Genomic DNA, 13,078 nt, shown 5'->3' with positions numbered 1-13,078 from the left:
GACAAGAATGACTACACGCTATTTTTCTTCACTCATTGAACAATCACTCTCTCGCTCAACAGAAGCGACGCTTAGCATCATGGGAGTTACGAATCCTCAGCTCCGGGAGCATCTTGCCCAGCAGATGGGGGCAGATTGTGGCAAAGCAGGTTCTTTCCTTGCATCTCCAGTATTTGAGCAGACATTTGGCTGGGAAGAATCAAACTACACCATGAGAATGCTGGCAACAGAGAAATCATTGCTGAGCAAAGAGGTAGTTAACTCTCTGGATAGTGAAAAAAATGGCCGCTATCGTTTTGGCGCTAACTGGAAACCTTTTACCCATCAGTTGGCTAGCTGGAAATCATTACTTGAGAAAAAGCATTCGGTTGTTGTTACCAGCGGGACAGGCTCCGGTAAAACAGAATGCTTTATGGTGCCGGTACTAGAGGATCTTTATCGTGAATTACGCGATAGCGGCAATCAACCGCTAGTGGGAGTAAGAGCACTGTTCCTCTATCCACTGAATGCTCTTATTAATTCGCAGCGTGAACGCCTGGATGCATGGACTCGTGGATTTGGGTCAGGGATTCGATACTGCCTATATAACGGCAACACAGAAGAATTGCATGCCTCGGTAAAAAGCGAACAGGCAAACAAGCCTAATGAAGTTTTATCACGTGAAAAAATGCGCGAAGAGCCTGCACCAATACTGGTGACGAACGGTACCATGCTGGAATACATGATGGTTCGTCAGGTTGATGCTCCAATAATTCAGCAATCGAAAGCAGAAAAATCATTACGCTGGATAGTTCTGGATGAAGCGCATACCTATGTAGGGTCTCAAGCAGCCGAGCTTGCCCTACAACTTCGTCGTGTAATGACTGCATTCGGTGTCACGCCTGATGATGTTCGTTTTGTTGCAACGTCAGCCACCATTGCAGGAAGTGATTCAGAAAAGCAGCTAAAGAAATTTTTATCTGAAATATCCGGGGTACCACAAGAACGTATTGATGTTTTGGGGGGCAATCGCGTTATTCCAGAACTTGATGCATGCAAAAATCATCCCGTCACACTTGATGAGCTTGAGGCTATACTCGATTCCGATAACGAAGGAATTAGCCTTGAGCGTTATAGTGCGTTAACACATTCCCCGGAAGCGCGCTATCTACGCGAGATGCTGGTTAGCCAACCTCGCCCAGTGAAACTTGATGTAATGACGAAACGCTTAAACGAGCTGACCAATAATCATTACACGCAACAAGAAATTTTACGCTGGCTCGATCTCTGTACGGGTACAAGTCCCAACGCACAAGATCCTGCTTTCCTCAAAGTAAGAGCGCATATCTTTCAACGTAATACCCAAGGTATATGGGCCTGCGCAGATAAACATTGTACAGCGAAGTACAACACTGCACTGGAAAAAAACTGGCCTTTTGGGTACGTTTATGTAAATCAACGACAAAAATGCCAGTGTGGTAGTCCTGTTTTTGAGCTTGCGTTCTGTAATGAGTGTAACGAGCCGCACCTATTGGCGAAGGATAAAAAAGGTAAGCTCGTGCAGTGGGACAATAAAGGTGGGGATGAATTCTCGCTTCATGATGACGTCCCAGATGACTTTGAAACATCGGGAGAGAAAGTTCAAAAAGATCATGTATTCCAAGCTCCGCAAATTATTGCGCCTGAATGCAATACTGAAGCGGGATATATAATCCAGCGACTCGATCGTAATACCCGGAGCATTGGAGTTGTTCATAAAGACGCCATTCCTCTAGCTATGAACGAAAATGAACAGATCTGTAGCGCCATCAACTGTGGCTATAAAGGCGGGAAAGGTCAGCCCCCCTTTAGACGCGCTTTGCTGGGAGGTCCTTTTTATGTCACTAATATTGTGCCCACGGTGTTGGAATACTGCCAGGATTTCGCCAGCGATGAAGGTAAAGATGGTGTAGGCCCTCTATCATTGCCGGGGCGAGGACGGCGGCTGATTACCTTTACCGATAGCCGCCAGGGAACGGCACGAATGGCAGTAAGGATGCAGCAAGAAGCTGAACGTAGTCGTTTACGCGGTAGTGTGGTGGATATACTTTCCTGGCATCAGAGAAAACAAGCTGTAAATACTCCTAATGCACTGGCTGATGTAACAAAACTGGAAGAGATGGCTACACTGGCCAGAGACGAGGCGAAAAACCTGCGTGACTGGGGTATGCCGGAAGAGGCGATTCTCTCTGAAGAAAAAGCGGAACGTATTGAACAGGCCATACAAAAAGCAACAGGTGGAAAAGTTAATACCGTTTTAACTTCGCTGACCTGGCAGGAAATGATTAATGAGCTTAAAGATAAGGCAGATATTCAAGGCTCGATTCTGCAGTACAACCACTATCTTAAACCTGAGATTTTCACTGAAAACAGCGGGCCTCTGAAGCTTTCAGACATGCTTTTATTCCGTGAATTTATGCGTCGACCGAAGCGAACCAATAGCCTTGAAACGCAAGGGCTGGTGCAGGTTGGTTATCAAGGGTTGGAGAAGGTACATAAAACCCCTGTCCACTGGCAGGAACAAGATCTAACTCTGGAGGACTGGCGTGATTTTCTGAAAGTCACACTGGATTTTTATGTCAGAGAAAGCAACTTCATCCAACTGGATTTAGAACTGAAGAACTGGATTGGCAGCCGTTTCTCTTCGAAATTTGTACGCAACCCTGAATCAAAAGACCCTGACGATAACCAGGTCAAACGTTGGCCACAAATTCGGCATGGCAATGTCACCCATCGCTTGGTTAAGCTACTAATACTCGGAGCAAAATTCAGCACCATAAACACGGTTACCATCGATATGGTTAACGCATGGTTGAAAGAGGCCTGGCTTCAATTAACCGGCCCTCTGGCTGTGTTAAAACCAGACGGTAACCGTTTTTACTTGCCGAAAGAACATCTGACATTCTATCTGGTTCAAAAGGCGAGTATTTGTCCTGTTACCAATAAATTGTTGGATACCACTTTCAAAGGACTCACCCCGTACCTACCCAGACATATCCCGTTTGAAGGCCTGACCAATACGCAATATAGCGCCTATATGGCCCAGGGAGTTATGCTACCTGAAGTCTGGAAACACGATCATTCGCAGTTAGATTATGCCGAAGGGTTGGCACAAGTCCGGGAATGGGTATCGCAAGATCCGCTAGTCGCTCATTTACGCTCGCAAAACGTCTGGACGGATATTAACGACCGCGTGGTGGAAGGAGGCTTTTACTACCGCACTGCTGAGCATTCAGCACAACAATCAGCGGATCGTCTGCAAAGCTACGAAAAAATGTTTAAAAACGGGCAGCTCAACGTCCTTAACTGTTCCACCACCATGGAAATGGGCGTGGACATTGGCGGTATTTCCGCAGTAGTGATGAATAACGTCCCTCCTCATCCTGCAAACTATTTACAGCGTGCGGGACGGGCCGGACGTAGTAAAGAGTCCCGAGCAATCTCCTACACGCTGTGTAAAGGAAACCCCCACGATCAGCAGGTTTTCGCCAATCCTCTCTGGCCATTTGAGACCGTGATCCCAGCACCGATGGTGGCAATGAACTCAGAACGATTGGTACAACGCCACGTTAATTCGCTACTACTGTCAGAATACTTGTGCCATGTGGTGGGAGAAACTAAGAAAGAGAAAACTAATCTGAACAGCGCGTGGTTCTTTGGTGAAGAGTTTGGTCAATCTGTATGTAACAACTTTAAGATTTGGCTTGAACGCCCCGCCCTGACAATTGATGACGCGCTTGAGCGTCTGGTAAAAGGGACCGCGTTAAATGCTGCAAGACCGGAATTATTGCGGGAAAAGACTTTCCATGCGATTACTGGCTTACAAAAACGTTGGCAGGGGATTTTCCACGATCTCGTGAAACAAGAACATGAATCACAGCCAAATACTCCGTATCGTAAGCGCCTGCAACTGGAGAAAAAACGGCATTGTGATGAATACCTATTGCGCGATCTTGCAGCGCGAACGTTCCTGCCTGGTTATGGTTTCCCGACGGACGTTGTGAACTTTGATAACTTCACTATGGAAGACTATATCCGCGAGAAAACGCATAAAAGCCGTAATAAGAGCGACCGTGAAGATAACGTTTCACGGTATAAAGGACTACCTTCTCGCAACCTGTCTGTTGCCATTCGTGAATATGCACCAGGAGCGGAGATCATTCTGGACGGACGTGTGTTCCGTTCAGCTGGTGTATCACTGCACTGGCACAATCTCAATGCTGATACCAATGAAGCCCAACGGTTGGACCGCGCCTGGCGTTGCCAGAAATGCGGTACGTTAGGCTATGAAGAAGGTATTGGTAGCTCTGTAGAATTATTCTGCACCAACGGCGACTGTGGTGAGCGAATTACTCGTGACAACACTCGTCAAGTGCTGCAGCCAGCCGGGTTTGTCACAGATGCTTATGACGCGGTAACGAATAACATTGAAACGATGAAGTTTATCCCGGTAGTTCCGGCATGGGTATTTGTTAAGGCGGAGCGTTTGCCACTACCAAACCCAGAGATGGGCTTTATGGCTTCAGGCGCTAATGGTCATGTATTCCAACAGAGTATGGGCGAAGGTGGACATGGTTATGCACTGTGCCTGAGCTGCGGTCGCGCGGAGTCGATGATAAGCGAAAAAGACGCACCAAAATCGATGGAGACGCATTACCCGCCGCGCCCAGGAAAAGCCGACCGTGACAGCCAGAATCAGAGAATTATTTGCCCAGGTTCCACCGCATTAAATACCAAAGTCACCCTAGGAGCGTTAGCGCGTACCGATGTATTTGAACTAATTTTACGTCGTCCACAAGACGGTGAGTATATTCCAGATAGTTCAGATGAAGGGCGTATTGTCGCTATGACGCTGGCTGTTGCGCTGCGTCGGGCGCTTGCGGGTGTACTGGGTGTTTCTGCTGCGGAGTTGGGCTATGCGGTGCGCCCGGTCAGGCTGGAGAGTGAGGAATCAGTACTGGCAGTTCAGCTTTACGACGTCATCAGCGGCGGTGCGGGGTTCGCTTCCAGTGCACCATTGCATATTGAAGCGATACTGCAGGGAATGGTCAAACAGCTAGGGTGCGCCTACTGCGATACCGCCTGTAGCGATTGTTTACTCGATTCGCAAACGCGTCACGATCATGACCATCTGGATCGCAAAGCTGCACTGGCCTGGCTGGGGGATGATTTCAGCCACTATATTGGTTTGCCAGACGAGGAAAAATTCTCGCTACCCGATGCGCAGTATTGTCCTGGAACCATCGAAGATGCTGTACGTCGCGCAATTAACGAAGGGGCAGATAAACTTACGCTGTGGATGAACGGGCCGTTCAACGAGTGGGATTTGTATGCCCGGCAGTTCCGCGCGGCAATCCAGAACTACCGGCTTAAAGACAATGTCGCGGTTGAGATTGTCATTCCCGCAGGTATTGACGATCCGGAGGTGTTGCACGAACTGGCGCAGTTTGCAGCTATTGGCGTAAGGTTGTGCCATGCCGAACAGGAAGTATCATTCCCTATTGTGGCGCAGATCGCTTTCGCCGATCGTGTCATAACGCTGGTATCACGCAGCCAGCAAGCCACGGTGCCTGGGCCGTACTGGCATCAGAATGACGAGCTGGTGGTTCGCAGCCAATGCTATCGCCCTGCTGCTCTGCGTGGGTTTGAACTGCCAGCAATCACAGCGAACTATACTGAGCTGGTGAAAGACTTTCAAATTCATAAAGAGTTGAATGGCCCGTTTTCGCAGTTTGGCCAACGCTTCTGGGATATACTTTTTGACGGCCATGAAAAAGCACAAAACCTGATGAAGACAAACCGAATTACCCATATTCACTATACCGATCGCTATCTGCAAAACCCGGTTGCGCTGGCGCTGCTGAGCGCTTTACTCAAACCGCTGAAAGCCTTAATGACCAAAGATGCGGAAGTAGGGATTGATACCTTATTCAAAAACAAAGATCGACCAGGGAATCGACCATCCCACGACTGGATGAGTGAAGCTGATTTTCAGGATTTTGCCGACCAGTGGTTTGCCGCATCATTGGGTAAGGCGGCTGACATAACGGTGTTCGACTACTCACGAGATATTCCACATCATCGTAAATTGATGGTGAGTTTTGACAATGGCCAAGTGCTGAAGATCCGCTTTGATCAGGGAATGGGCTACTGGCGTATCGACTTCCCCTATGTCTGGCGCAGCTTTGACTTCAATGATGATGTTACTTCTCAACTCCACAAAATGGCGAAAGCTTGTTTGGAAGGGAAAGTGATTAACGGAGAGGAAAACTGGTCAACGGACGTGGTTGTTGAAGTGATGGAGCCTTAAGGGATTATCGCTCCCGGTACTTTGTCGGGAGCGATTGCCTTCTATATCTTTTTACGCGAGGCTTTTTTACCACCACTGGCAGCGCGTTCGGCCTTAATTTTCTTCAGTAAGGCAGCCGCGCTATTTTCACCGCTGATCAGATCTGGGTTTTTTGCTCGCCACTGAGCGGTCAGCTCACCGCGAAACGCTTTAGCCAGGATCGACTGGGTGAGGTTGTTGACGCGATCTAAGGCGCTGTTAACCTGCTTTTCGATGGTGTCGGCGTAGGCGAAGAGTTGCTCGACGCGGCGGACGATTTCGTGTTGTTCAGTTAGAGGCGGCACTAAAACAGGTATTTCGCGAACCTTATTCAAGTTTAAATTAGGTTGATTGCCCCCCGCAGCTGCTTTCCTCGTTTCTTCATAATTTTCCATTAATCGCATTTTTAAAAACTGCAGATCAATTTTTTCCTTATTGCATATAATTGCTGCACAGGCTTGGTTACATGTGGCGCTGATATTTAACTCCGTTACCTGGCCACGAGTTTTTCCTTCACCATACATAGCTAAAAGCAGCGTTCCTGGTGGAAATATCTTAAGTGTGCATTCTTTTAATGCGGCCAACGTAATGAATTGTTCAGCCGAATCTACGTAAGCTCTTCCTGTACTTGAACTCGTAAGCCAAGGTATAGATCCATTTTCCCAATATGTTATCTCAGTTCGCTTAGGTGTTTTACCGGTGGCAACTTGAGCTAATTCCCCTATGCTACTATTAATCCATTCTGAAAAAAGAATGGATTTGTTACCTCTCCATTCATCTGTCAACTTACCACTTATCGCCATAGACAATACCGCCTGACGAAAACGTTTCAGGATTTGTGGGATTTGCTCAAGACGTGCTTTGGTAGTGTCTACCTGCGCCAGCAGCGTATCGAGTTTTTCGGCGATGATTTTTTGTTCGGCAAGTGATGGTAGTGGTAATTCGATCTTTGAGTAATCTTTAAATTTAAGATTCCTTAGGTTATTACTTCCGCCTTGGTATTTAGTAACCTCACCAGAACTGTAGAAAAACTCTAAGTATCGATTAATAAAAGATGCACTTACTTCTGAACTTAACCTAACCAAACGAAGAAAGTTTGTACACACCAAAGGTAACGTTTGGTTGTTCAATACTCTATCATCAATTAATACAGTTCTACCTACCGGTTGGTCTGGCCCCCCTCCGGAGATTTCAACTAATATGTCGTTTTTAAGTAACTCCCTAGACGTTAAACTCGAAGCCTTTACCTTTCGTATTACAGCGGTATTGCCGAAATTTTTTTTCCAGTTTTTAAATTCAGATCCACGAATACATGATACAGATTCATATCCTTCTTCGCTGAATTCTGGATCTTTCCCCCAGTCACCACCGATGATATGAATCGCAATATCTTCTAGAGAAGATTTACTCCAACTTGAGTGAGAGGAAAAAAGCTTCATTCCTTCACCTCACCAAACGCTTCTTCCAGCAATTGGCGCTGAGCATCAGCTTCATCGTCTGCGCCTAATTCACGCATCAGCGCATCAAGTTCTCCCATCGCCTGTACCAGCTCGCCCATCGCTTCTGCCGCTAAAATATCCGGCTCCGGTAGGTTGTCGGCATCGATGCTGTCTTTATCTTTCAGCCAGGAGATATCCAGCGAATCAGATTTAGTGTTGCGGATCCACTCGCGACTGAATTTACGCCAGCGGCTGGTGGCCTGGTGCTGGTCGATGTTTTTATTCTCTTCACTATCAGCAACTTCAGCTTCTTCGGCGTTAAAACTCCACTCACCTTCTGGGCGCGGGCTAAGGCCGTGCGGATCTTTGCCGTACACAGTTTTAAACGGTTGCAGGTGCTGCTCGGTAAACGGTGTGCGCTTGCCGAAACTTGGCATATTGGTACGCAGGTCATAAACCCAAACGTCGTCAGTACAGTTCTTATCCTGATTAGGATTTGCCACCGTACCTTTAGTAAAGAACAACACGTTGGTTTTCACGCCCTGAGCATAAAAAATACCGGTCGGTAGACGCAGAATAGTGTGCAGATGGCACTTGTCCATCAGGTCGCGACGGATATCGGTGCCCTTCCCGCCTTCGAACAACACGTTATCCGGCACAACCACTGCGGCGCGACCACCAGGACGCAGCGTCTCGATAATGTGCTGCATAAAGCACAGCTGTTTGTTGCTGGTTGGGTGAACAAAGGTACGGGTAATGTTAGTACCTGCGGCGCTACCGAACGGTGGGTTGGTCATCACCACATGAGCCTGCGGCAGGTTTTCGCCATCGCTACCCAGCGTGTTGCCAAGGCGGATGGCACCACCGTGATCAAGGTTGCCTTCAATATCGTGTAACAGGCAGTTCATCAATGCCAGACGACGGGTGCCAGGCACCAGCTCAAGACCGATGAAGGCACGGTGAAGCTGGAAATCCTGAGTGTCACCGTCAAGATCGTCCAGATCGTTGGTTTGTGATTTTACGTAGCGGTCAGCTTCAATCAAAAAGCCTGCCGTACCCGCCGCCGGATCCTGGACAATTTCGCGCGGCTGTGGCTTCAGCAGATGAACGATAGTTTTAATCAACGGACGCGGGGTAAAGTACTGACCTGCGCCGGATTTGGTTTCGTTGGCGTTTTTCTGCAACAGCCCTTCGTACATATCGCCGAAGTCATCGCGAGATTTGCCATCGCTTCCGTTGTACCAGTCAAGCGAATCCATATTGCTGACCAGCTCGGTCAACTGTTTGGGTTGTGTGATCGTGGTGTTGACGTTCTGGAACACCGCTTGCACGAGTTTCTGTTCGTCCGCCCCCAAATGCACCAGCAGGTTACGGTAGAACTGTAACTGCTCCTGGCCGATGCGGGATTTCAGGTCGTCCCAACGGTAGCCTTCTGGCAGATATTCTGCTTCCTGCCCGGTTTCTTTACACATTTTCAAAAACAGCAGTGAGGCGAGTTCATTGACGTAGTTTTGATAGGAGACGCCGCCATCGCGTAGGTTGTCACAAAGTTTCCATAACTTAGCGACCAGATCGTTATTGTTCATGTCTGATTCCCTGAAAAGCAGCGGCCCTCAATAGGGCCGCAGAAGATATAATTACCGTGGATGATAACGCGTCAGGCTAATTGGTCCCAAATGTAATCACTGAATTTATCCAGCACGCGGTCCAGACCATCATCAAAGGTGCGTTGCAGCATAACCTTACCGCCGCGACGGTGGAAATTGCCGGTTTTAAACACATCGTCATCAAGCACGACTTTCTCTTTCAATGCAGTGGCTAAGCGGTCGAGCCAGGCCTCCTGCTCGCTATTCCAGTCGTTTTCGACTTTAATCCGCTCCAGAGCATGATCGACCCGTTCATCAAACGGCTTTAATGCATCACCGACAGCTGCACGGCGGATATGGCCGATAAGCCTTGCGGCGATGTCCTCGTTGCGTGTCTCTTTCCACGCGCTGCGCAGAGATGACTCTTCGAAGTGCTGGCGGTCAAACCATTCTTGTAGTTCAACAAGCCCTTTGCGGGTGAGATCCCGTGGGTGATTGATTACGGCCTGAAGCGCAGGCTGGGCATTAGGGGCTCGTTTTACCAGTTCGTCAAAGGCCTCGAGGAAATCCTGCGGTGTGTCGTAATCACCGTACAAAGATTTCACGCTGATCACCTCGTCATCAATATCGAGGAAGATGGGAGCATCGCGCAGGGCATTAATATCAGCCTTCAATTTTTCCAGCCGAGCGATAAATCCTGGCAACTTGTTGAATACTTCCGCGCTCCACTGCGGCCCCTTTTCACGCAAACGCATTGCCAGACTACCGAAGCCGACACCAGCGGCATCCTGACAGAGTTCATCCAGGCGGCGTACCTGCTTGTCTACTGCTTCGCTACGGTCACGGTTATACATTGCCAGGCTGATAATACGTTGCAGTTTGGCGACCAGCTGTTCATGGCTGTGCTCGGCGTAGCTGCGACCGTCCGCTTCGGTGATTTTGTACGTTTCGGAGTCGGTGATTTCATTGACCAGCGTTTTCAGCTCCACCTTAGGGCGAATCACCACCGGGCGCATAGTGTCTACACTTTCCAGAGTACTGTAGATATCTACACAGTCGAAAATCTTGAAGCTGGTTTTATACACCGCCGGGCAAAGACGAGTAGCGCGGCCTTTCATTTGCTCGTAAAGGATGCGGCTTTTTACCTTGCGCAGAAACACTATGTTGCAGATCGACGGGATATCTACGCCGGTGCTCAGCAAATCAACCGTGACTACAATGTTCGGCAACCGCTCTTTATTGAAGCGCGTGATCATTGTCTGCACTTTCTTCGCATCTTTGTCGGCGTCGCCGGTGATCTTGATGATTGCGTCATGTTCCAGCTGCGGGTGCTGTTTTTTAAATGCTGCACGTAGCTCTTCTACTACCATATCTGCGTGGCTGTTGGTGACACAGAAGACCAGTGTTTTTTGTTGACCCGTTGGGTCCAGGTATTTAGCCAACTCACCACAAACAGCACGGTTAAAAGCAGGGATAACCAGACCCCGGTTAAAATCCGCAACTTCAAAATCCTGATCGTCAGCCAGCGTATCGTTAATCACTTCACCTTGCGGGTTCAGACGTTCCACTTGCTCACCTTTCGCCAAATACACACCATCCTGGGCATTGCGAGTAGTGATTTTAATCGGTGGATCCTGATCGATGAGATAGCCGTCGATCACTGCAGTACGGTAGGTATAGCGATAAATCGGTTCGCCGAAGATATCGACTGTATGTATGGCAGGAGTGGCGGTAAGGGCAATTTTTACGGCATCGAAATGATCGAGAATACGACGGTATGCCGAAACATAATCCAACTGGCTGCGGAACTGCAGTTCGCCTTCAGTTTGTTCTTTATCGAGAATGTAGCCACGGTGCGCTTCGTCCACCACGATACAATCATAACGGCCGACCGGCATCGGTTCATCTGACTGTAGGGTACGTTTAACCAGTGACTGGACTGTAGCGACATGAATTTTGGTGCTGTCTTCAGGGAATTTATCCGTCAGACCTTTGATGTCGAAAATACTGTTAAAAGTATCCCCTTTGATGCGTGTATCTTCAAACGCCCCCAAAGCCTGTTCACCGAGTGAGCGGCGGTCAACAAGGAACAACACACGCTTAAAGCGCTGGGACTGGATTAGGCGAAACATTAATGCGATAGCAGTACGGGTTTTCCCGGTACCGGTTGCCATGGCCAGAAGAATTTCTTGTTGCCCTGCAATAATCGCGTTCTCTACGGCGCGAACGGCATCTTCCTGATAGTAGCGAAGCCCCAATTCGCTCATACTTGGATTATCAGCAAACCATTGATTTTGTTTCTGGGGATCGCAGCCCAACATAGCCACGAGTTCTTCCGGCTGATGCCACTCTGGCAGGGCTTTTGGCATATTCGCAGCGTGACGAACATCACGATACCAAATACCACTTTTTGTTTTTATCGCCGCCCGGTATTCGCGCCCATTGGTCGAATAGCAGAAGGGAATTTTGAATCGCTGACTACCGCTGGTGTCCTTCCAACTAACCTCATACTCTGGAACTGCTTCATGAACCTCATCAGGTGAATTGTCCTCAAGCAGCACTTCACGCAGGTAGGCATTATCAAAGTATTTACTGTAGCGATATGACTCAGGAAGTTTGCCAGAAACATCCGTATTTTTACGTTTGGCTTCAATGACGGCAATGGGTTTGAGACCTACAAACAAGACATAATCTGCAAAGCCTGGATTACCATTTTCATCTTTACCGGTTGGCCATTCAGCAATCGCTTTGTTCACACCTAGCTCGGGGCGAGCACCTTTAGAAAAGCGTAATGTTTTACTGTCAGCCTGCCATTTAGCTTTGCGAAGTTGAGCGTCGATCAGGAAACGGCTTTCTTCTTCACTCAGATCCAGTGTGCGTTTTGTTGCCTGGTTGGTGATCTCTTTATGATAGGCCTTCCGTTCCTGCTCAGTCTGCTTCGCCAGCTCTGCATCTTTTGCTGCTAGCTGTGCCTCCAGGGCAGAAACACGCGCTTTCGACTGCTCCTCTGTTTCATGCTGTTTGCCTTCCAGAATGGCAATATAACCGTTCAGCGCGATCATTTTTTGCTGCTGAGCATCTATCTCGGCCTGGCTTTGTACTTTTTCTTTTGCCTGTTGTTCCAGTTGCTGCTTGAGTGCTAAAACCTCCTGATGATAGAGGCTCTCACCCCTTTCAGGCAGAACAAATATTGGCAGCGCGAAGTCATAATCTTTAGTTACCAGGCGGTAGTACCAAACGCTCAAACGAAAACCAAGCCGCAAGCACATCTGAGCATCATCCAGATCATTATGGTATTCATGGACTGCCTGGTTACCGATGCGGCGTAGCTTATGGAAAATTGAGAGTATGCTGTCATCAACGAAAGGAATCTTACCCAGCTCACGCAGTAGATCGTGCTGGTTCTCGCAAGGAGGAATATCCAATAACATACCCAGATGTTTGGCTGTAGCTTCGCCGAACATGCGCATTTTTATTAGAGTGGTGTTGGGGTCGTCTGGGTAGTTATTTTCTGCTGCGCAGGCAATAGCGTAAATAAAGTCATTAACGCCTTTCAGGAAATCGAAGTTGGATTTATTCATGCGCCTTCCATGTTCTGCTCAGTCTCACAGGAAGTAGAGCAGTTACGTCAATCTGTTAGAAAACAAAGATGAAAGTATCTTAGCCTTAGCGGATTACTCGAGCAATTATTAGAATGTCCAAGCTTG

3 protein-coding genes and 2 pseudogenes are annotated in these 13,078 nt (G+C 48.2%); 1 reads left to right on the top strand and 4 read right to left on the bottom strand.

Annotation, left to right across the window (positions count from 1 at the left end; all coding sequences use genetic code 11):
• Positions 1–7: 7 nt before the first annotated feature.
• A complete protein-coding gene (locus ACF2G4_RS00975) occupies positions 8–6,328 on the top strand; it encodes a DEAD/DEAH box helicase (RefSeq protein ID WP_409075342.1) in 6,321 nt (2,106 codons plus the stop codon).
• A gap of 41 nt (positions 6,329–6,369) precedes the next feature.
• Here ACF2G4_RS00975 and ACF2G4_RS00970 read toward each other — a convergent pair.
• From ACF2G4_RS00970 to hsdR, 4 genes and pseudogenes are all read right to left on the bottom strand, one after another.
• Positions 6,370–7,269, bottom strand: a pseudogene (locus ACF2G4_RS00970) (restriction endonuclease subunit S); the annotation flags it as partial.
• Positions 7,246–7,785, bottom strand: a pseudogene (locus ACF2G4_RS00965) (restriction endonuclease subunit S); the annotation flags it as partial. The pseudogenes ACF2G4_RS00970 and ACF2G4_RS00965, both read right to left, overlap by 24 nt.
• Positions 7,782–9,371: an N-6 DNA methylase gene (locus tag ACF2G4_RS00960; protein WP_409075341.1), complete on the bottom strand. Its 1,590-nt coding sequence runs from the start codon at positions 9,369–9,371 to the stop codon at positions 7,782–7,784. The gene ACF2G4_RS00960 and the pseudogene ACF2G4_RS00965, both read right to left, overlap by 4 nt.
• A gap of 71 nt (positions 9,372–9,442) precedes the next feature.
• Complete coding sequence (gene hsdR, locus ACF2G4_RS00955) at positions 9,443–12,952, bottom strand: type I restriction-modification system endonuclease (protein ID WP_409075340.1); 3,510 nt, start codon at positions 12,950–12,952, stop codon at positions 9,443–9,445.
• Positions 12,953–13,078 lie beyond the last annotated feature (126 nt).

Origin of the sequence: Pantoea phytostimulans (assembly GCF_046118715.1) — a bacterium.
Taxonomy (GTDB): domain Bacteria; phylum Pseudomonadota; class Gammaproteobacteria; order Enterobacterales; family Enterobacteriaceae; genus Pantoea; species Pantoea phytostimulans.
Note: the sequence above shows the minus strand (reverse complement) of the source record. Positions and strands in the feature narration are given on the sequence as shown.